Here is a 19,260-nt window from a genome sequence, read left to right on the forward strand (position 1 = left end):
GCACGACCACAACTCAACCCCCCCACATCACCTATCCTGATGCGTAGACCCTGGACAGCCCGCCGGGATAGGAGACCAGCATCCGACGTCCGCAACGGCCGCAGACGATCAGCCCGGCCAGCAGTGAATCCCCATCGCGGGGGGCCCCCATCGCGGCGGCGTGGGCGCGATTGCACGCCAACCGCTGCAGGTTCGCCTCGTAGCGTTCCCAGGTGATGTACGCGGGCAATCGGTCTCGGATCAGCACCTCCCATTGCTCCATCGGCACCAGTCTGCGACCCGTGGCGGGTCGCCCGGGGATCTGGCGACGGGGGTCGGTCGGTCGGCGGCCATGGCTGTAGGCCCCGGCGTAGATCGGGTGATGGAGCAGAAAGGTCAGGGTCAACCGATTGGGTCGGCGCCACTGGAGTTCACCTCGGTCGGGGCCGAAGTGCGGCCGGACCGGCATGAGGACCCGGTTGCCGACCAGGTAACGCAGCACCCCCGAGACGGTCCCCAACTCGTCGAACTTCTCGAAGATCAGGCGGACGACGTCCTGTGCCTGTTCGTCGGGATCCAACACCATGCCGGCGCCGGGGAGCCGGACGAACCCGATGGGCGCGTGGTTGAAGAGCTCGCCCCGGCGGGCCTTGTTCCGGCGCCCGGCCAGCATGCGTCCCCTGAGGATATGCAGCTCCGCTTCGCTCATGGTGCCCTTCAGGCCCAGCAGGAGTCGGTCGTTGTAATCGCCGGGGTCGTACAGGCCATCCTGGTCGGCCAGCAATGCATGGAAGATCTCACATAACTCCAGGAGGTGATGCCAATCCTTGCACGACCGCGCCAGTCGGCTCATCTCGACGCCCAGGACGATGCCGACGTGATCCAGGCCGATCTCGGCCAACAGACGCTGGAAGCCGAGCCGGCCCTATGCCGTCTGGCCGCTGCGGCCCTGGTCCTCGTCGATGACGATCACCCGATCGGCCGCCCAGCACAGGGCGATGGCGCGGCGTCGCAAGTCGTACTGCAAGGCGGCCGACTCGCGATGCTCGAGCACCTGCTGGGCGGTGGACTGCCTGACATAGACGATCGCCAGCCGATCGAGGTGCCTGGATTGAATCTTACGGGTTCCCCAAGGGGACTCGTCGATCGGCCCATGATCCCGAGGGTCCGTCAATCGCGTCGGCGGCGAGGGGCTCTCATCGACGCTCATGAGGCACCTCCGGCTCTGCCAGAGGCGTCCGCAGTCGCTGCGTCACCAGCCGCGTGAGGGTCGTGATTGCCTCGCGACGGGTCCGGTCCGGTAGCCTCCCCCAGAGGTCGCTCAGGCGGACAGGGCGAGTCGGATCGTCCTGGCCGGGGAGGGACATGGTCGCTCGAGGTTGCGTCGCATGGCAGTCCTCCTGGTTGAGTGCTGAGACGTTGCCGGCTCCATCGTGCCAGGTCCAACAGCGCCGCGACCCCCACTATGGGCCGCACCTCGGGATCGATACAAGGTGTCTCTTGAGACGCAGTGTGCTTGGCAGACTTCGATGAGCCAGCGTCGTCAGTACCAGAGCACCATCCTTTGGGCCTCCGCCAGGCTCGTGACCGGCAGGGTTGTCAGCAGCCACCAGCGGATCGGCTCCTGGCCCTCCGGAGGGGATTCCTCCTCGGCCAGGATCGCCGTCACGGGGAGATCGGGGAGGCGGTCGCCGATGCGGCGAGTCAATGGCGGCGCCAGGGAAACCGCCGCGAAGCGTGCGGTCAGGCTCGCAACCCTTGCCGGACGGCCGGGGCCGCGAGGGATCTCGACATTGAAGGACCCCCGGACGGGCTCGGTCCGCAAGGCGCGGTCGAGGAGGTTCTCGGTGTGCCGGACGCGGCGACGCGGCTTGGCGCGGATCAGCAGATGGGACCCGTCATGCCGCGTGGCGGCGAAGAGGTCGTAGTAATCGGCCTCGCGATCGGCCAAAGTCACCACGATCACTCCCGGGGGCAATCCGGCCTCGGTGGCACTCAAGGCGTCGATCCATCGCTGGGTCTCCTTCGCCTGCGTCGGCAACTTGTTCCGCAACTCGCGATGCCCCAATTCATCGGGGACTCTGGCCCAGACATGCTGATGCAGCAGACCGAGGGGAACGCCGTCGGGGTCGGCAGCCAAGACGGAGTGGGCAAGCAGCCCGGCCTTGCGGCGGTTTGCCAGATACCTCAACCCCGAGGTCGCGGGGTGCGTCGTCCAGTCCAGCGCGGTGGTGTCCTGGATGACCAGGATCGGGCCGATCTCGGGCAGTCGGTCGCGGACGCTGTCGCGATGAGCGGCCAGGATCGCCTCGGGAGAGACCCGGTCATTGTCCCAGAAACGGTAAGCGGCCTTGGCCGCGGCCCAGGAGCCGGTGGCCTGAGGGACGCTGGCCTCCGGCCTCGCGGCGAGAGCCTCAACGAGGATCGCAAGGCGACGATTGGGACGACGATCACCAAGGCGGACGGAGCGGAGTTCGTGTTCGGACCACATCCTTCACTTACGAACCGAGAATGCCAAGAGATCGCCGCCCCCCAACTTGTGGGTCATGGTGAGGGTCCCCGTCTTTGCCCAGCGGTTGAACCGCTGGAAGACCGTGTCGTGCTTGCCGAAGCGGGCCGGCAGATCGGACCAGGGGGCACCGGTGCGGGCGATCCAGAGCATGGCGTCGAGGAAGAGCTTGTTGTCCTTGGCGGTGGCTCCGGGGTCGCCGGGCTTCCCGGGTAAGAGGTGGGCGATGTGTCGGAATCGTTCGTCGTCCATCTCGAAGCGGCGCATCGGAGGCCTCCTTGGGGTCGATCGGGTTATCCAGTCAATCACAGATCGCCCAGACTCCGCAAGTGATTGTCAGTTGTACCTAATCACTTTTTTCTCAAGAATTCTCGTAAAAAGGCCGGGTGTGCGGTCCGGTTGTGACGGTGCATTTCCCCAACTTCCGACTCCGTCTATAATTCGGAAGTCCAGAGGCCCCCAGACGCGAACTACCCCGGCCGGTCGGGTGCGCGCGGCCTCGACCCAGGACCAGGAGGCGTTCGAGCATGGAGCGGCAGGCTCGCTGCACCTTGAAGGTCAAGGGGCTCGATTGCCCGAGCGAGGTGCCACCGATCCGGTCTGCCCTGGACGGAGCCCCGGGCGTCTGCTCGATCGACATCAACCCGCCCGAAGGAACCGTCGCCGTCGACTTCGACCCCGACGTCACCGACCCGAGCGAACTCGCCGATCGTGTCTCCCGGATCGCCGGGATGGCGACCGAACCCCTAAGCGAGGCGCTGGCGATCACCCCGTCGCTTGATGAGCCCGACGGTTCCTGGCGATCCCGATTCGGTCACTGGGGGTGGACCACCGTCTCGGGCCTTGCCCTTGTCGTCGGAGCCGCGGCCGACTGGGCCGGATGGTTCGGTTGGGGCTCGGATCGACCGGGTACGCTCCTCGCCGTGGCCATCGGCGGCTACGCCGTCGCGATTCTGGCTGGCATCGTTGAGCTGTTGCCGAAAGCCTGGCGGGCCTTGCGACGTGCCCATCTTGGCATCCACCTGTTAATGACCCTGGCCATCGGCGGCGCGGTCCTGCTGGGAGAATGGGGCGAGGCCGCCACCGTTGCCTTCCTGTTCGGCCTGGCCGAGGCTCTCGAAGCCCAGAGCCTCGCCCGAGCCCGCCGCGCCGTGCGATCGTTGCTTGCCGTCGCTCCCGAAACCGCCGAGCTGATCGACCCCAACGGCTCGACCCGAATCGTCCCCGCCGAACAGGTGACGCCGGGCCGACGGGTCCGCGTCCGGGCCGGAGAACGCGTGCCGATCGACGGCCGGGTCCTCGTCGGCCGCTCGGCCGTCGATCAAAAGTCGATTACCGGCGAATCAGTCCCGGTTGACAAGGAGGTCGGCGACGAGGTCTTCGCCGGCACCGTCAACGGCGACGGTGCCCTGGAGGTCGAAGCAACCAAACCCCTGCGCGACTCGGTCCTCGCCCGAACCATGACCCTCGTTCGCGAGGCCCAGGCCCGTCGAATGCCCCTGGAACGGAGCATCGAACGCTTCTCCGCAGTGTACACCCCGATTGCGGTCGGCCTGGCGGTGGCCCTGATGCTCGTCCCACCGCTGATGCTGCAAGCCACCGGTCAGTCCGCCGACTGGCGGGAATGGATCATGAGGGGTCTGGTCGTTCTGGTCGTCGCCTGTCCGTGTGCGTTGGTCATCGGCACGCCGGTGGCGGTCGTGAGCGCCCTGGCGAGTTCCGCTCGAAAGGGGGTTCTTGTCAAAGGGGGCCAGTTTCTCGAAGCAATCGGTCGGCTCCGGGTCCTGGCCTTTGACAAGACAGGCACCCTCACGCTCGGCGATCCAAGCGTTGTCGAGGTCGTTCCCAAGGTTCCCGACGGGGCCGAGCAGATGCTCCGGATCGCCGCGGCCCTCGGAGATCACGGCGGGCACGTCCTCGGCCGGGCCATCGCCCGACACGCCCGAGACCAGCAACTGGCCGTTCCCTCGGCGTCCGACTACCGGGCCGAGGCCGGCCTGGGGGCCAGTGGGATGGTGGAAGCCTCTCGATATCACATCGGCAGCCATCGCTATGTCGATCAGGCCGGGCTCTGTGAGGAGTCGTTTCACGCCTCGATCGACAATGCCGCCCAGGAGCCAGGAACCGCGGTCGTCCTGTCCACCACCGACGGACCCCTCGGCTGGATTCGACTGGCCGACCGCCCCCGGCCCGAAGCCGCCGGAGTGCTGGCCGATCTCTCCCGCCTCGGCCTCCATTCGGTCATGCTCACCGGAGACAACCCGGCGACCGCCGCTGCCATCGCCCGAGAACTCGGCCTGACCGACCATCGCGCCAACCTGCTTCCCGCCGACAAGGCCCAGGCCGTGCTCGAACTCGACGCCCAGCACGGGCCGACCGGCATGGTCGGCGACGGCGTGAACGACGCCCCTGCCCTGGCCGAAGCCCGCGTCAGCGTCTCGCTCGGCGGAATTGCCAGCGCCTCGGCGCTCGAAGTCGCCGACATCGTCTTGATGGCCGACGACCTCCGGGGTCTTCCCTGGCTCGTTCGACACAGCCGTCGAACTCTGGCGATCATCCGCCAGAACATCGCGCTGGCCATCGGGATCAAGGTCCTGGTGTTGCTCCTGGCCATTGTCGGGCTGGCCGATCTCTGGATGGCCATCGCCGCCGACGTTGGCACGACCCTGGTTGTCGTCGCCAACGCCATGCGGCTGCTCCGTCCCGGTGATCTGACTTGACCCGAGACCAGGTCAGTCGCCTGCCTTCTCGGCCTTCAGTGGCTTGATGCTCACCTCTTTAAAGTACACCAGATCGTCGTCTCCGTGATTCTGGAGGCCGATGTATCCGATCGTCTTCCGAGGCTGGCGCTTCGGGTCGATGTCGTTCCGAGGCGGCGGAATTTCGTCACTCGTCGGGTCGAATCGCGAGACGGGCTCACCATTGACGGAAACGGCAATCACCTCACCATCGAGCGTGATCTCCATCGTGTTCCACGCTCCGGGGCGAGACTCGATCTTCTTCGCCTCGGAGAAGGAGTAGATCGCCCCCGTCTGGCTCAGCGGGCTTCCTCGATCGACGATCTGCACCTCGTACCCGTTGTGAACGGCGTACCAGGGGTCATCCGGCTCCTCGGCAATCCGCACATAAACCCCCGCGTTATCCCGGTCGTCCCCCACCTTGTACACGACCCGGATCACACAGTCGCCGAACGTTTCCTTCTCGTAATACAGCAGTCCCATCCCACCGACGGTCTTGAACCCTTCCTCGGCCTTTTCGAACGATCCGGGGCCGACCTGTTTCCAGCCGTCGAGCGTTTTCCCATCGAAGATCACCCGGAACCCGTCTTCCTCGACCATCACGGGCGAGTTGAGCATGACCACAGAAACCATCAAAGACTGAAGAAGCATTGCCATTCTCCCGGCATCGTTCTCGAACCAACGAACGCGAACCGGCCGAGTGTCTGGGCGGCCCGATTCACATTCGACCCGGCCCGACGGCGCAGTCACCGCCGAGCAACGGCTCGATCTTACCAGGATTTTCGTCGCGATTCGTGTCCCCCCCCGCCGGTCTCATCTCCAGCGGTTCCAGAACCCCCGGGCTCGAGATTTATTGGCCGAAGGTTCCGGCAGGCCAAAGACCTTCCTGACAAGCGTCACGAAGGCGTTGACGATCCGGCCCGCCTCGTCGGCGTCAAACAGGATTTCGGCGATCGCCTCCCGCATCACCGCCTCGTGCGAGGCCATCAAGCCTTCGGCAATCGTATCGGGCCCTCCGCCCTGGACGTTACCGAAGGCATCCCGGCGGAGTCTCGCGTGCAGCAAGTACTCCTCCTCGGCGTGCTTCAAGTTTGAAAACCAGTGGCGATTGCCTTCGTGCTTGAACGTGTCGTCAAGCTGGCGACTGGGCAAGGACTCTGCGCCGACCTTGCCAATCGCTTCGAGCAAGTGCTTGCGACGATCGACCTGCGCGCTCATGGAATCGAGACTCTCAAGGGGCCGAACGATCGAACACCCATGAGATCATGTTTCAAGCACGAAATCAATCAGGGCATGGGATGGCCGCGGTCGGCCTCGGCAACTCGACGGGCACCGGAGCTTCAACGGGAGGGGGAACCGAGGCCCTGGGGCGTCTCGGGCGGATCGTCCAGAGAATCCCGCCGATGGTCAAGGCACCACCAACGACCAGAAACGGCGTGACCGCCTCTCCCAGAAACAGATAACCCCACACCACCGTCAAGATCGGCGCCGCATTGCCAAAGGTGGCGACTTCGCTCGCATCGAGGCGGGTCATGGCCAGGTTCTGAAACGCCAGAGCGAAGACGGTGACAATCAACGTCAGGTGCGCCAACCCGATCCAGGCCACCGCCGAGGCGTTCCCGATCGCCCCCAGCCCCAGCGGCAAAATCGATCCGTCCCAGTCCAGGAAAAACAGCGAGACCGGCAGATCCAGCAGCGAACCGACGACGAACGTGCCCGCCAGTGCCGGAATCGCCCCGTGACGACGGATCAAGGGGCGGCTGATCGTCATGTACGCTCCCCAGGTCACGACCGCCCCGACGAGCAAGAGGTCTCCCAAAATCGCCCGCGAGGCCTCGACCGACGTATCCCCTCTCAGGCTCCCCAGGCCAATCACCGCCACGCCCAGCACACTGGCCACGATCCCCACCAGGCGATCCCCCCGCAGCCGTTCCTGGCCGATCGCGCTGGCAATCAGAAGAACGAAGAGCGGGTTCGTCGCGTAGATCAGACCCACATGCGTTGTCGGCGCCAGCCGGGCACCGGTGAGGAAAAACAGTTGATTCAGGCCCACGCAAAAGAGACCCGACGCCAGCACTCGCCCGCGGTCCTCTCGGAACATCCGGGCCAGCGCCCCGCCTTTCATCGCGAACGGTAAGAGGCAAAGCCCTGCCACTCCGAACCGCACGAGCGGCACCAGCGGCAACGGCAGCTCCCGAACCGCCAGCTTGGCCGAAAGGGCCGTGGTCGAGCCGATCAAGACCATCAAGATCAGGAAGACGTACGCCGCCCAGTCTCGTCCGCCCGTCCCATGATGCGAACACCCACCGTCATCCTGACCCGCCATCGAGGAACCCCAATTGAAAAAAATGCCTTCGAGCAGCCTGATGCAAGCAGACTGAATCACTCAACACGATGATAGGAGACTCGACAAGGCTGTCGGGTTCGAGTCGGACCAGACCAATCTTCTGATTTCGTCTGCCAGCCTTCAACGCAACGGCTCACCTGCGATCAATCGCCAGAGAGCATCTTCAAGCCGATCACCGAGCCGATCAGGATCATCAAGAGGGCCACCCGGCCTCCCGTCAACGGATCCTTGAACAAGACAATCCCTACAATTGCCGTGCCACACGCGCCGATCCCCGTCCAGACCGCATACGCCGTGCCCAGCGGAATCGTCTGAATCGCCCTCGTCAGGAGCACGAAGCTCAGGATGCTCAACACCAAAAACCCGGCCGAGGGGATCGGCCGGGTAAAGTTCTCGCTCAGCTTCAAACAGGTGGTAAAGCCGATCTCGGCAAGACCGGCAATTACTAGGATGATCCAGGCCATAAATCCGTCGAGTCAGGGTCGATCAAGGGGTCGGGATTGACTGAGATCATCCTACTCGAACATCTGGCCCCGACGCGATCGGAATCCCTCGCCGCATCGAAGCCAGCCCCGGCTCACCGCGCTGCGATCGCCGTTGAGCGGATCGGCTCGGTCCGATGCCCCTGAGCCTTCTGAAACGCGCGTTGCCGTTCCAGTCGCGTTTGGTCGTAGAGCGATCGGTAGAAGACCTCCTCGGTCTCCGTGAATTCGAGGCCGCGCCGTCCCTTGACGATCCGGGCCGTCTCGAACATCTGCTCCAGTTCGAAACCCTTCGCCACCTTGCCCCAGAGCACGCTCGAAAAGCTCGGCACATGTTTTGGCAAGAGCCAGCCGGCCGGCAAGACGTTGCACATCACGCCGATTGAGGTCCCCGTGTTGAGCATGCTGCCTAGCCCCGTCCGCGTGTGGTCGCCGATGAAGCAACCAACCTTCGCCTGGCCAGTCGGCACCGGATCGCCTTGCAAGGGCACCTCAACTTCGCCGTAATCGTTTCGCAGGTCGCTGTTCGAGGTGATCGCCCCCAGATTGACCCACTCGCCCACGTACGAGTGCCCCAGGAACCCCTCGTGATACTTGTTCGAGTATCCCTGGATGATCGACGCTTCCACCTCGCCGCCAATCCGGCAGACGGGCCCGATCGTCACCGCCCCTCGCACATTCGCCCGGAACAACTGCGTCCCCGCGCCGATGACGCACGGCCCCTCGATCCTCGTGAACGGCTGCACCCAGACGCCCTTCCCCACGATGATCGGCCCGTTCGTCGTGTCGAAGACCGTGTATGGATCAATCCGCGCCGACTCGTGAATTCGCAACTGATCCGAACGACCGACCAGGGCCATCGACTGCAAGTGGCGGTTCGTCACCGAATCGCCGCCGATCGCCTCGAAATCCTCCCGAATCGCCTGCTCGTTCAGCGCCACCAGATCCCAGGGCCGATCGATCCAATGGCCGCCGATCTCCTCGCCATCGACCTTCGCCAGCAGGTCGTCAAACCATTCGTCGATCCGATGGCTCGTCAACGCAACAGCCCGCTCCGGCCCCACCACCGCACAGGCGGGCCGACCGTTGCACAGGCCCAGCCAGGGGGCCGCCGTCGTCGAGGGCTCAAAATCCTTCGGCGGCACCCAGCGGCCATTGGCCACCACCACCGGCCCCTGGGCGAGCCAGTCGGCGTCATTGAGCACGGTATGAGGATCGCGCTCCCGTGCAATCGGCTCCAGCACCGATCGCACGATCGCCGACCTCCGCGCCGGTCCCGGACCGATTCCGAAGGCCCGAGCAATCCGATCCCCCAGCGTCACCGCTCCCAAACGCAGGTCATACACCGGCCGGGTCAGCGTCAACGGCTCCAGGCCGGCCACGGCTAGGTCTTCGACGAAGCAGAGACGCATCGGAGGCTCCTTCCAAGATGCTGGGTGATGCTGAGCCCTCGGAGTGTGAACTCGTCGCGTTCGATCGTCTGAGTCTCGCTCCGATGTCTGAGGACCGACCCACGTCTTGCCGGTCTGGCGGCTCGAACCCACACGCCCTCACCAGTCCGTCCTTGAAAAAGAATCGTGAGGGACCAGGCGTCGCTGCGCGGATTATAGCGGCCCCTCACCCCCCGACTACCCCGATTTCCGCGCAATTGCCTCGGCTCCTCCGTTGCTCGGTCCGAGTTCAACGGACTCGATGAAACTGCACCTCATCCTGGTCCAGGTCGAGCATCGCCACCGTCCACTCTCTGGCCCGGTGCAAGGCTCCCGGATTGATCTGGCGAATGGCGCCGTCGCGCTCGTTGAGCCATTGATGCGTATGTCCAAACAGAAGGTAATCGGGATTGGCCTTGAGCAAGCGTCGAAATTCGCTCGTCAGGTGGCCGTGCGTGACCCCGATCCGACGGCCTGCCAGCGTGATCTCCGCCGCCCAGCCGAGCATCGTTCCCCCGGTCGCGATCACCGCCCGCTCGATCCCTTCAAGATCGAAGTCGTTATTTCCCAGCACATAATGGCAAGGGATCCCTCCCTCGGCGACCGTGTGAACGATCGCCGGCTCGGTCAGATCGCCGCAGTGGATCAAGGCCTCCGCCCCCTCGGCCGCCAGCAAGGCCACCGCCGCGGCTGTCCTCCCGATTTGATCGTGAGAGTCGGACAGGATTCCGATTCGCATGGCATTCAGACTCAACCCGACACGGATTCCCTTGGCGACGTCACCAACGGATCGTAGAATACCCGCGGACTCTCAGGCTGTCGGCCCCGAATCCCCTTGGTCTCGTTTCCCTTCTCCTCGTTCGAGGGCTGGGCTTGCTGGTGTCCGACGACGCCCCTTGGTGGGGCGGCGCTCGATCGGCCGACCGGAAACGGCCGATCGCGGAGGATCGGGCCATGTCTCGCAGGTAACTCGACCGACGGACTCCCGCACGGCCGACGCCTCATGCTGCGCCGATCGTCCCTGGCTCTACCCGCTCTGAGCGGGGAGGTGTCCCATGTTCACGACCCCGAACAACCGAACCACCGAACGACCAAACGCGACCACCCTCGATCCCCAAATCGTCCGGGCACCCGAACCGGCTGTCGAGGCTCCCGACCGTGGCGAAGTCCTCGCCGAACCCCTCGAAGACGCCATTATTCGACATGCCGAAGCCCCCGACGCCGGCGACAGCCGCGCGGACCTGATCGATCAAGACTACACGCACGGACGCAGCATGACCTGATCCGGATCCGAGCCTTGCCCAAGCTGCTCTGTTCGCCGCCGGACCCTCTCCCGCCGTTGCCGGTCCGGCGGCGAACATTGCTCAATCGGGCGTAAACATCAAGCCCCCGCCCCCTTGCTGCTCGGCCGCGTCAAACTTCACAATTGACAGCACCAGCAAGGTAAACCGCGCCAGGCCTCCCACCCCCTCGGGCATCACCCAGACGTAGCAGTCTCCATGACGGCCAACGTAACGGGCCGCTTTCGGCACATCCTTCTTCGCCCCGATGAAAAACCAGCCCCGGGGGACCTCTCCGGAGCGGCTCACCTCCACCGAGCTCAACAGCGCCCGGGTTTCCCGATCGGTGTCTCGAAAGGAATCCGCATCCTCCACATCCTCGACGCGGGACCCGAGTTTGCTCAGCTCGGCAATGAAGTTCGGCTCCGGCAGCGGCGGAAGCCCCAGTACGCGCCGATAAACCGTTTGCAATGCATAGAGCTGAATCGGATCACCCACCGCGTCCGTTCCCCATTGCAACGCCACCTGCCGAGACCCCTGGGGGCCGTAGGTCTCGATCCCCAGCCCTCCCCCTTCGAACGTCGAAAATCCGCCCCCTTGCTGGCCAATGCCGATCCGGTCCTGAATCTGCACCGTTCCATCCCGAACGCGAACATGCCAGGGCAATGTAGTCGGCTCGTCGGCGAACATGGCGATGTTGTTGAGCACGATCTGATAGATGATCGTCTGAAAGCTATTGGCCGTCAGCACAGTGCTCATGCTCAACTGTTGATGCGCGCAACCGCCAATCAGTACCACCAGCATCAGCCCCGCGATGGATCTTCGCCCCCGAAGCCGCAACCCGCTCCCCATCGCTTTCCCAAGCAGATCCGGCATCAGTTCGGGTCCCTCGACGGCCGTCCCCCGACCGGAACTCCCCCTCCCGAAGGGGCCTTGGGAAGCCCACCACTTGGCGGCCTGGGAGTCGTGGATTCAACGATGTCCTCGACCAGCAACATTCCCTGGATCGCGGTCTCGGCGTTTCGAAGTTCCTCGTATTCCAGGAACAATTTCTGAATCCCTTCGGCGTAGGCTCCCAGCGCCGACTGAACTCGAGAATAGCTCGCCTTCTCGTTCCGAAACTCCTCCCCGTAAATCTCGAACGCCTCGAGCGACCGGGGCAGAATCTCCTCCTGATACCGCTTCACATTTGTATCGCTGGTCAGATACTGGTTGTATCGCCGAGCGAGACGTTGCTCGATCGACAATCGAACCCGAGTCAGGTTCTGACGAGCGTCGGCCAACGCATGATGCGCTCTGGCAATGTTCCCTTGATTGCGGTCCCAGAGGGGCATGTCGACGTAGACCCGAACGATCCCGGTCGTCTCGTCATTCGAGAGGTTGTGGTCTGCTCCCCCCCGGAGGATCAGGTCGGGAATCGGCTCGACCTCCTCGCGTCTCAGGTCTCGCTGCGTTCGCAAAACACGCAGCTCGGCAATCTTGATCTCCGGACTCCCTTCCAGCAGGTACTCCAGACTCTCCTCCCACGAAACCGGCGCCGACTGCCGCACCAGATCGCCCGCGAGCGGGACCGGCTCCATTCCCGGAACCCCGAGATAGGCTGCCAGTTCTCTCCACGAGTTTCGGTAACGATCCACCAACTGCTCCCGGTCCAACCGCATCGTGGTGGCGTCGTTTTCCGCCAGCAACAGGTCAGCCTTCGAGGCGTGACCACTCTCGACCTTCGCCCGGGTCCACGTCACCACCTCGTCCGCCATCCGGATCAGCCCTCTGCGGGCCTCCAGCAACCGCTGCTGCGCGAGAATCTGCCAGCAACGGAGTCGCACGCCGTTTCGCACCCGGTATTGCTGTTCCACCAGCCCCCAACGAGCAATCTCAAGATCAACCTCGTAACGAGACTGATTGATTCGCAGTTTCCCCCCGGTGACGATCGGCTGCTGGATGAACCCGCCCTGGGTCCCGACCGTCCCCCCTGCCCCGAGACTTTGCGAGTTCCAGCCGGCAATCGGGTTTGGATATCTTCCGGCCTGATCGACGTTGCCCCGGGCCTGACCAATCCGCTCGGCCGCCTGCGCAAGGGTCGGATTCGACTGCAGCGCGATCTGTTCCAGCTCGGCCACCCTCAACACCTGCCGCTCACCCGGAGCCGCGGGGCCGGTCCTCACTTCCATCGGCCGAGCATCCGGCAAGGGCGGCAATTCGATCGGCGGGCCGACCTGCAGCACAACGAGGGAGAGCCAGAGGATTCTCACACGCACGCTCCACCCAGAGTCCACACATCCACCGAACTCGCCCGCTCGATTCGAGGTCGAGTGATGCGTTCGATGTTGTCGATTCGTCAGGTTGTATCGACCAGGGTGTCGCGCGAGCCTCAACGAAACCGACCATCAACACGTCGAACTGTCACAACCTGCACATCCTCACCTGCATCACGGACGCGTGGGCCGATCCTCCCATCGTTTCAGCATTTCCAGGGAAAAAGTGACTGCCGCCCCCCAATTTCTCGACACTTTCAATTGAAAGGACTCCTCCTGCAACCTCCTGCTCGATCTCTCTTGTGCTCGATTCGGATGATTCTTCAAGACCAGGAGTGGGCAGCCGCGGGGCACCGTCGCATCGCGAATGAGCAACCGGCAACGGCGCTCAAACACCAAAAAAAATCCACACCCCAACACTCCGACAATCCTGTCCAGGACTTGCTCGACGCAATGAATCGAAGCCATGACTTCGACGAAACAACGCCATCAAGACCATGACGAGCCAAGGCGCTCGCCATGCCGAAACGAAGCCCTCAACTTCTCGAATCGACCCCGACTCCACGAACACAAAGCCTTGTCAACATAAGAAGTTCCGCAAAAACCTTCCCCCTGGTATGCGGCGCACCGGGGGGCGCACCTCACAGCGCACCGGGGGGCGCACCCGACGGAGTTTGATCATTCGGGCGCTGCGATGGTCGATTCGGCCGCCGGACTCGGGACGAACCCCGGGAAAACGTGGGCATAGAGCCAGACAATCCCTCCGACGATCAAGGCCAGGGCAAGACTGTGGATCAAGACCGCGCGCAGAATCGTTCCCTCGCGTCCCCCTTCGCCCGTTGCCGCAGCGGCGACCACGATCGACTGCGCGTCGACCATCTTGCCCATCACGCCTCCGGTCGTATTGGCCGAGGCCATCAGGATTGGGTCCAGTCCGAGCTTCTCCGCCGTGATCCGCTGCAGGTTGCCGAACAGGACGTTGCTTGCCGTGTCCGATCCGGTCAAGGCCACGCCCAGCCAGCCAAGCAAGGTGCCGAAGATCGGATAGAGCATCGGTCCGGTTCGGGTAAAGGCCAGGCCCAGCACCGCATCCATGCCCGCCAGCTTCGTCACGAATCCCAGGCCCAGCATGCAGAGGATCGCCACCGCCGCCCACCGCAAGCGATAAACGGACAGACCAAAGACCCGGACCAACCCCTTCGGACCCAGCCCCAGCAGGAGGCCGCTGGCGATCGCCGCGACGAGGATGGCCGTGCCGGTCGAGGCAATCGGTGCAACATCGAGCGTGACCTTCTCGAAGTCGCTCGCCTCGGGCTCGACTCGGCCGGTCACCGCCTCTCCCTTGGCGATGCGAGAGACGAAGTCCTGCCCTTTTTCTGCCGCCTGTTCCAGGACCGGCCTCGGCCATCCCAGCGCCGGGGCTGCCTCGGTCATCGGCACACTGAGCCGGGGCATCGGCGGGTTCCAGGAGGTCGAGGCTTCCAGGGTTCGCTTGATTGCCGGTATCCCCCAGAGGATGACCATGATCGTCAGCAAGCCGAACGGCATCCAGGCTCGAGCGACCCGGGCCGGAGTCAGGTCTCCGATCGTATCGTATGCCGTCTCGACGGGTCCCTCGGCCGCTTCGGCCCGCTCCTCAGGAAAATGCCAGACCTCCTTCGGCTTCCAGATCCGCAAAAGGAGCATTCCCGCCGCCAGGCTCGCAATCGACGAGACGATATCGACCAGCTCATAACCGACGTAGTTCGACCAGACGAACTGGGCCGTCGCAAACGATCCTCCGATGACCACCAGCGCCGGCCAGACCGCCACCGTTTCCCGCCAGGAAACCATCATCCGGACCAGCCACCAGGGAACAATCACCGAGAGAAAGGGCAAGATACGCCCGGCCATAGCGCTGAGCAGTTCCGGGTCGAGGCTTGTGACCTCTCCCAACGCCCGAATCGGTGTGCCGATCGCCCCCCAGGCCACGGGGGCGGTGTTGGCCACCAGGCAGAGGATGGCCGCCTGAAGTGGCCGGAACCCCAGGCCGACCAGAAACGCCGCCGAGATCGCCACCGGTGCTCCGAAGCCCGCGGCCCCCTCAATAAACGCCCCGAAGCTGAATGCTACCAGAATCGCTTGAATGCGACGATCGTCCGAGAGCCGAGCGATCGACGCCTTCATGACCTCGAACTGCCCCGTCTCAACCGTGATATTATAAAGAAAGACCGCCGCCGTGATCAGCCAAACAATCCTGAAGAACGCAAAGACCATTCCGACTCCGGCTCCGGCAACGACCAGATCAGCAGGCATGCCGAACACACCGATCGCCATGGCCATCGCCGACAGCAGCCCCGCCAGCGCCGCTTGCCAGGCCGAGGCTCTCCCGGAACCAAGCAACCCCAGCAAGACCAGGACAGGAACCGAGGCCGCCAGGGTCGACAACGGCCAGGCGTCGAACGGATCGTAGACTTGTGTCCAGACATCGGCCATCGGTATCGGCCCCCTCCTCCCAGCAGGTCATCGCGGTTCGCAAAGGCTTCCGGAGCATACGAGATCGGTCCAGCCGGTCATAGCCCCGGCCGTCTTCTCTAGCCCTGCTCCCGATCAACCTGCGTGGACGACGCAGGACCCTTGACCCCGATGGTCTCCAGAAGTTAATCTCGATGCGCGCCCGACTGGTTCAGCAAACAACGAAAGACGGGCATCGTGCGGCAAGGAGTCTTCGGGTGCATATCGAAATTTCAACCCGTCATGGCCTGATTCTTGAACCTCATCAGCAGCAGTACGTACAACAAAAGGCCGAAAAGCTGCTTAAATATTTCAGCCGCCTCATGGAGATTGATGTCGTCATTGACCATCCCAAGAATGGATGGTCGATGGAGATGGTCGTTTCCGCCGAGCACAAGCACGATTTCGTCGCCCGGAGCGATGCGCCGGGGCTTGAGACGGTGACCGACCAGGTCGTCCACATGATTGAGCAGCAGATTCGCCGTTACAAGGATAAGATTCAGGATCACAAAGACGAGATTCCCCACGGTGGAACCTCACGGTCGCGGCCGGACCTTCCCGAGCCGCCCGAATCGTCTGAGGCCCCCGAGGTCGACTGAACTGGAACCGGCCGCCCCGTCCGACCATCTTCGGGGTACCTCTGGGGCGATGAACTGCACAATCCCTCGGGGCCGGCTTTGCCTCGATGGATGGAGAACCGCATGAAACTTTCGGATTTCGTCGTTCGCGAGGCGGTCATTGTCGACCTCCAGGCTACGACCAAGGAAGAAGCGATCCGCGAGATCGTCTCCGGCCTTCGCGACGCGGGCCGCCTGACCGAGTCGGATCTGGAGAGCGTGACCCGGGCCATCCTCAATCGTGAGGAGCTGGGCTCGACCGGAATTGGTCAGGGAGTCGCGGTCCCTCACACCCGACACCCGATGGTCGATCGGCTTATCGGGACCGTCGCCCTCTCCAACAAAGGGGTCGAGTTTGCGGCCCTTGACGGTGAGCCGGTCGATATCCTGTTCCTGCTCGTATCACCCCCGAACCAGCCCGGCGATCACCTTCGGGCGCTCGAAAACATCTCCCGTCATCTGAAGGATGAGCAATTCGTCCGGTTCCTGCGCCAGGCGAGGACCCGGGAGCAAATCCTCGATGTGCTCGACGAGGCCGACCAGTCAAGCCCCTGAGCCTGCCTCGGCCCTTGTGGGCGGGACCTTCGCCCTTTTTTCTGTAGCTTGCGGACGTCGAAGGGACGGTCGCTGTGATGCCCCCAGATCTTCGAGACCCCAGGCAGAAGGCTGCGGTTGATAGCAGCCTTCGCCGGACCGGATCGCTGATGAGTCAGGACCTTCATCGAGTTCGTCGTCGGGTGGAAATCACCAACCCGTACGGCTTGCACCTCCGACCCGCCGAGAAATTTGTCGGCCTGGCCGGGAAGTTCCGCGCCGAGGTTCGGGTGCACTATGAAGGCCGTGATTGCAACGGCAAGAGCATCCTCGACCTGATGACCCTGGCCGCCGAATGCGGGTCCTGGCTCGAACTCGAAGCCCGAGGACCCGACGCTGAAGCGGCCATCACCGCCCTGGTCGAGCTGGTCTCAACCCATTTCGGGGAGAAGACTGGCTGCGACGATCACCAGGCTCCGCCTCCCGAGGCCGATACCAGCCCGCCCGGAGGGCTGCACCCATGACTCCCGGCGCGCGTCCCGCGCCGGCCGACGCCCTCCCGTCAGTGGCCCTCGATCCGATCGCCACGGCCCCTGACGCGACGTCACTTGCCCCCCCGACGCTCAGGGATCTCGCCGTGTCATCCCCCGCCACCCCACCCAGGACGATGAGGGTTCTCCGGGGAATCGCCGTCAGCCCCGGCGTCGCCTTCGGACCCTTGCTGATTCTGGCCCCTCGCGGGCCTCGCCTGACCCGGCGCTCCATCCCCGCCTCGGCGGTTGATCTCGAACGTCTCCGTCTGGAACGGGCCGTTGAATCGGCTCGGATCGACGCTGAAGCCGCCGAGCGCGATGCCCGCCAACGGCTCGGCCCGCAATACGCCGACATCCTCTCGGCTCACGTCCGGATGATCGCCGACCCGACCCTTCGCAATGAGGCCGCCTCCCGGATCTCCCGCGATCTGGTCACCGCCGAGCATGCCATCTTTGAGGTGCTCGACGGCTATGCGCGGCGCCTGGAGCAGCTCGGGGCTGCCCATCTCGCGGCTCGGGCTGCCGATGTCCGGGATATTCAACGGCGAATCCTCGATCAACTGACCGATCATCCGCCCGCTCCCTCTCCGGCTGACTCGGCTGTCGAGCCCCTGTTACTACTGGCCGAGGATCTGACTCCCAGCGAGGCCGCTGCCCTCGATCCCGCTCGGGTGCTCGGATTCGCCACCGAATCGGGAGGACGGACCAGCCACACGGCCATCATCGCCGCAGCGCTGGAAATCCCGGCCGTCGTCGGCCTCGGCCGCGTCCTCGACCAGGCGCGCGACAGCCAGATGGCCATCATCGACGGAGATGCCGGACTGGTCGTGCTCGACCCCGATGAGCCGACCCTTAGTCGTTACCGCGTCCGGGCCGTGGAACAGGCGAATCGTTTCGCCGAACTGGCCCAGCTTTCCGACCTTCCGGCGGAAACGGCCGATGGGGTCGGCATTCACCTGCTCGGCAACATCGAATTCCCCGCCGAGGTCGAGGCCTGCCGCGAGCGAGGAGCCGAGGGGATCGGCCTGTTCCGAACCGAGTTCTTCTATCTCGGTGCCGACGGTCCCCCCGGTGAAGACGAGCAGACGACGGCCTATGCCGAGGTGATCCGGGCCGCCGCCGGCCGCCCTGTGACGATCCGGACCCTAGACCTGGGCTCGGACAAAGTCGAACCCGGGCGGCCTCAACACGTCGAACCCAATCCGGCGCTTGGCCTGCGCAGCCTCCGCCGATCGCTCCGCGATCTGGAGCCGTTCCGGACCCAGCTCCGAGCGATTCTCCGAGCCGCCGCATCCGTGGGCGGTGACGTGCGCATCATGTTCCCTCTGGTGACGACCCTGAGTGAGTTCCGGCAGGCCCGCGCGATTCTTCGAGACGTGGCCGCCGAACTGAACACCGAGGGCACCCCGGCCCGCTCCGATCTGCCTGTCGGAGCGATGATCGAAGTGCCGGCCGCGGCCATTATGAGCGACCAGCTGGCAAAGGAGGTGGACTTTTTCTCCATCGGTACCAATGACCTGACCCAATATATTCTTGCCGCCGATCGAACCAACGAGACCGTGGCCGACCTTTACACGTCGGCCGATCCGGCCGTGCTCCGCCTGATCGACATGGTCGCTCGGGCCGCCGAGACCACCGGAATCGAGCTGACCGTGTGCGGGTCGATCGCCGGCGAACCACTCTATACGATGCTGCTGCTGGGTCTGGGGATTCGCCAATTGAGCACCCCTCCTCATCAGCTTCCGGAGGTCAAGCGTGTCATCCGCGCCATCCGACTGGACGAAGCCCGGGCCGTGGCCCGAGAGGCGCTCCAGTGCGAGACCGCAGATGATGTGCTCGCCCTGCTGACCCGTGCCCTTCGCCGCGCCCTGCCCGATGATCCAAGTGCGCCCGACCTGGCCCGTCAGTAATGGCCCTCCTCGCCGCTCCTTCATCCGTTGAAGGCGCCGGCCTCGTCATCCTCTCCGGTTCCGGCTCGTCGCCGGGGCCGGGATCTCCGGCTTCAGGCCCGTGCCGACCGGAACCCCCATCTCCTCGATCCTTCCTCGAGCGACCGACCGCTG

At 64.3% G+C, this 19,260-nt stretch carries 19 protein-coding genes and 2 pseudogenes; 6 read left to right on the forward strand and 15 right to left on the reverse strand.

Features of this window, described 5'->3' with window-relative positions; translation table 11 throughout:
- Positions 1-31: 31 nt before the first annotated feature.
- From HG800_RS27840 to HG800_RS00020, 6 genes and pseudogenes are all read right to left on the reverse strand, one after another.
- The gene (locus HG800_RS27840; protein ID WP_315851954.1) at positions 32-652 is read right to left on the reverse strand and encodes a recombinase family protein; all 621 of its coding nucleotides are present in this window, start codon (positions 650-652) and stop codon (positions 32-34) included.
- Positions 626-889: pseudogene (locus HG800_RS27845) on the reverse strand (recombinase family protein); the annotation flags it as partial. The gene HG800_RS27840 and the pseudogene HG800_RS27845, both read right to left, overlap by 27 nt.
- 15 nt (positions 890-904) lie before the next feature.
- Positions 905-1,189, reverse strand: a complete 285-nt coding sequence (locus HG800_RS27120) for a hypothetical protein (RefSeq protein WP_235963160.1) — start codon at positions 1,187-1,189, stop codon at positions 905-907.
- Entirely contained in the window at positions 1,176-1,346 is a 171-nt protein-coding gene (locus HG800_RS00010; protein WP_169972585.1) for a hypothetical protein, read from the reverse strand. Before HG800_RS00010 ends, HG800_RS27120 begins: the two co-directional genes overlap by 14 nt.
- A 176-nt stretch (positions 1,347-1,522) precedes the next feature.
- Positions 1,523-2,470 carry an IS4 family transposase gene (locus HG800_RS00015; RefSeq protein WP_169972586.1) on the reverse strand — a complete coding sequence of 316 codons (948 nt, stop codon included), beginning with the start codon at positions 2,468-2,470 and terminating at the stop codon, positions 1,523-1,525.
- Between the two features lie 66 nt (positions 2,471-2,536).
- Positions 2,537-2,755 (reverse strand): annotated as a pseudogene (locus tag HG800_RS00020) (transposase); the annotation flags it as partial.
- A 260-nt stretch (positions 2,756-3,015) separates the two neighbouring features.
- On the opposite strand from HG800_RS00020, the gene HG800_RS00025 reads away from it, so the two are divergent.
- Positions 3,016-5,208 carry a heavy metal translocating P-type ATPase gene (locus HG800_RS00025; RefSeq protein ID WP_169972588.1) on the forward strand — a complete coding sequence of 731 codons (2,193 nt, stop codon included), beginning with the start codon at positions 3,016-3,018 and terminating at the stop codon, positions 5,206-5,208.
- 12 nt (positions 5,209-5,220) lie between these two features.
- On the opposite strand, the gene HG800_RS00030 is transcribed toward HG800_RS00025, so the two are convergent.
- The 6 genes from HG800_RS00030 to HG800_RS00055 all read right to left on the reverse strand — a co-directional run bounded on the left by HG800_RS00030 (position 5,221) and on the right by HG800_RS00055 (position 10,224).
- Entirely contained in the window at positions 5,221-5,877 is a 657-nt protein-coding gene (locus HG800_RS00030) for a 3-keto-disaccharide hydrolase (protein ID WP_169972589.1), read from the reverse strand.
- A gap of 162 nt (positions 5,878-6,039) precedes the next feature.
- Complete coding sequence (locus HG800_RS00035; RefSeq protein ID WP_169972590.1) at positions 6,040-6,444, reverse strand: hypothetical protein; 405 nt, start codon at positions 6,442-6,444, stop codon at positions 6,040-6,042.
- 64 nt (positions 6,445-6,508) lie between these two features.
- Positions 6,509-7,552: a DMT family transporter gene (locus tag HG800_RS00040; protein ID WP_169972591.1), complete on the reverse strand. Its 1,044-nt coding sequence runs from the start codon at positions 7,550-7,552 to the stop codon at positions 6,509-6,511.
- Positions 7,553-7,716: 164 nt separating this feature from the next.
- The gene (locus HG800_RS00045) at positions 7,717-8,037 is read right to left on the reverse strand and encodes a DMT family transporter (RefSeq protein ID WP_169972592.1); all 321 of its coding nucleotides are present in this window, start codon (positions 8,035-8,037) and stop codon (positions 7,717-7,719) included.
- A gap of 113 nt (positions 8,038-8,150) precedes the next feature.
- Positions 8,151-9,467, reverse strand: coding sequence for a putative sugar nucleotidyl transferase (locus tag HG800_RS00050; RefSeq protein WP_169972593.1), 1,317 nt, complete (start codon positions 9,465-9,467; stop codon positions 8,151-8,153).
- Between the two features lie 268 nt (positions 9,468-9,735).
- Positions 9,736-10,224, reverse strand: coding sequence for a YfcE family phosphodiesterase (locus HG800_RS00055; protein WP_169972594.1), 489 nt, complete (start codon positions 10,222-10,224; stop codon positions 9,736-9,738).
- Between the two features lie 316 nt (positions 10,225-10,540).
- Between HG800_RS00055 and HG800_RS00060 the strand changes: the two genes are divergently transcribed.
- Entirely contained in the window at positions 10,541-10,768 is a 228-nt protein-coding gene (locus HG800_RS00060; protein ID WP_169972595.1) for a hypothetical protein, read from the forward strand.
- An 81-nt stretch (positions 10,769-10,849) separates the two neighbouring features.
- Here the strand turns inward: HG800_RS00060 and HG800_RS00065 are convergent, their stop codons facing one another.
- From HG800_RS00065 to HG800_RS00075, 3 genes are all read right to left on the reverse strand, one after another.
- Positions 10,850-11,641 carry a hypothetical protein gene (locus HG800_RS00065; protein WP_169972596.1) on the reverse strand — a complete coding sequence of 264 codons (792 nt, stop codon included), beginning with the start codon at positions 11,639-11,641 and terminating at the stop codon, positions 10,850-10,852.
- Complete coding sequence (locus tag HG800_RS00070; protein ID WP_169972597.1) at positions 11,641-13,017, reverse strand: TolC family protein; 1,377 nt, start codon at positions 13,015-13,017, stop codon at positions 11,641-11,643. Before HG800_RS00070 ends, HG800_RS00065 begins: the two co-directional genes overlap by 1 nt.
- A 681-nt stretch (positions 13,018-13,698) precedes the next feature.
- Positions 13,699-15,495: an L-lactate permease gene (locus tag HG800_RS00075; protein ID WP_169972598.1), complete on the reverse strand. Its 1,797-nt coding sequence runs from the start codon at positions 15,493-15,495 to the stop codon at positions 13,699-13,701.
- A 236-nt stretch (positions 15,496-15,731) separates the two neighbouring features.
- Between HG800_RS00075 and hpf the strand changes: the two genes are divergently transcribed.
- The 4 genes from hpf to ptsP all read left to right on the forward strand — a co-directional run bounded on the left by hpf (position 15,732) and on the right by ptsP (position 19,107).
- Complete coding sequence (gene hpf, locus HG800_RS00080; RefSeq protein ID WP_169972599.1) at positions 15,732-16,112, forward strand: ribosome hibernation-promoting factor, HPF/YfiA family; 381 nt, start codon at positions 15,732-15,734, stop codon at positions 16,110-16,112.
- Positions 16,113-16,214: 102 nt separating this feature from the next.
- Entirely contained in the window at positions 16,215-16,685 is a 471-nt protein-coding gene (locus HG800_RS00085) for a PTS sugar transporter subunit IIA (RefSeq protein WP_169972600.1), read from the forward strand.
- A gap of 149 nt (positions 16,686-16,834) precedes the next feature.
- The gene (locus HG800_RS00090; RefSeq protein WP_169972601.1) at positions 16,835-17,188 is read left to right on the forward strand and encodes an HPr family phosphocarrier protein; all 354 of its coding nucleotides are present in this window, start codon (positions 16,835-16,837) and stop codon (positions 17,186-17,188) included.
- Entirely contained in the window at positions 17,185-19,107 is a 1,923-nt protein-coding gene (ptsP, locus tag HG800_RS00095; protein ID WP_235963161.1) for a phosphoenolpyruvate--protein phosphotransferase, read from the forward strand. Before HG800_RS00090 ends, ptsP begins: the two co-directional genes overlap by 4 nt.
- Positions 19,108-19,260 lie beyond the last annotated feature (153 nt).

Source organism: Tautonia rosea (assembly GCF_012958305.1).
Taxonomy (GTDB): Bacteria; Planctomycetota; Planctomycetia; order Isosphaerales; family Isosphaeraceae; genus Tautonia; species Tautonia rosea.

What these genes read in the sequence shown, in the direction of transcription:
- HG800_RS00060 (WP_169972595.1), top strand. Translation starts at nt 10,541, where the DNA reads ATGTTCACGACCCCGAACAACCGAACCACCGAACGACCAAACGCGACC.
- HG800_RS00010 (WP_169972585.1), bottom strand. Translation starts at nt 1,346, where the DNA reads ATGTCCCTCCCCGGCCAGGACGATCCGACTCGCCCTGTCCGCCTGAGC.
- HG800_RS00030 (WP_169972589.1), bottom strand. Translation starts at nt 5,877, where the DNA reads ATGCTTCTTCAGTCTTTGATGGTTTCTGTGGTCATGCTCAACTCGCCC.
- HG800_RS00035 (WP_169972590.1), bottom strand. Translation starts at nt 6,444, where the DNA reads ATGAGCGCGCAGGTCGATCGTCGCAAGCACTTGCTCGAAGCGATTGGC.
- HG800_RS00050 (WP_169972593.1), bottom strand. Translation starts at nt 9,467, where the DNA reads ATGCGTCTCTGCTTCGTCGAAGACCTAGCCGTGGCCGGCCTGGAGCCG.
- HG800_RS00015 (WP_169972586.1), bottom strand. Translation starts at nt 2,470, where the DNA reads ATGTGGTCCGAACACGAACTCCGCTCCGTCCGCCTTGGTGATCGTCGT.
- HG800_RS00085 (WP_169972600.1), top strand. Translation starts at nt 16,215, where the DNA reads ATGAAACTTTCGGATTTCGTCGTTCGCGAGGCGGTCATTGTCGACCTC.
- HG800_RS00065 (WP_169972596.1), bottom strand. Translation starts at nt 11,641, where the DNA reads ATGCCGGATCTGCTTGGGAAAGCGATGGGGAGCGGGTTGCGGCTTCGG.
- HG800_RS00090 (WP_169972601.1), top strand. Translation starts at nt 16,835, where the DNA reads ATGAGTCAGGACCTTCATCGAGTTCGTCGTCGGGTGGAAATCACCAAC.
- HG800_RS00055 (WP_169972594.1), bottom strand. Translation starts at nt 10,224, where the DNA reads ATGCGAATCGGAATCCTGTCCGACTCTCACGATCAAATCGGGAGGACA.
- HG800_RS00040 (WP_169972591.1), bottom strand. Translation starts at nt 7,552, where the DNA reads ATGGCGGGTCAGGATGACGGTGGGTGTTCGCATCATGGGACGGGCGGA.
- HG800_RS00045 (WP_169972592.1), bottom strand. Translation starts at nt 8,037, where the DNA reads ATGGCCTGGATCATCCTAGTAATTGCCGGTCTTGCCGAGATCGGCTTT.
- ptsP (WP_235963161.1), top strand. Translation starts at nt 17,185, where the DNA reads ATGACTCCCGGCGCGCGTCCCGCGCCGGCCGACGCCCTCCCGTCAGTG.
- HG800_RS00025 (WP_169972588.1), top strand. Translation starts at nt 3,016, where the DNA reads ATGGAGCGGCAGGCTCGCTGCACCTTGAAGGTCAAGGGGCTCGATTGC.
- HG800_RS27840 (WP_315851954.1), bottom strand. Translation starts at nt 652, where the DNA reads ATGCTGGCCGGGCGCCGGAACAAGGCCCGCCGGGGCGAGCTCTTCAAC.
- HG800_RS27120 (WP_235963160.1), bottom strand. Translation starts at nt 1,189, where the DNA reads ATGAGCGTCGATGAGAGCCCCTCGCCGCCGACGCGATTGACGGACCCT.
- HG800_RS00075 (WP_169972598.1), bottom strand. Translation starts at nt 15,495, where the DNA reads ATGGCCGATGTCTGGACACAAGTCTACGATCCGTTCGACGCCTGGCCG.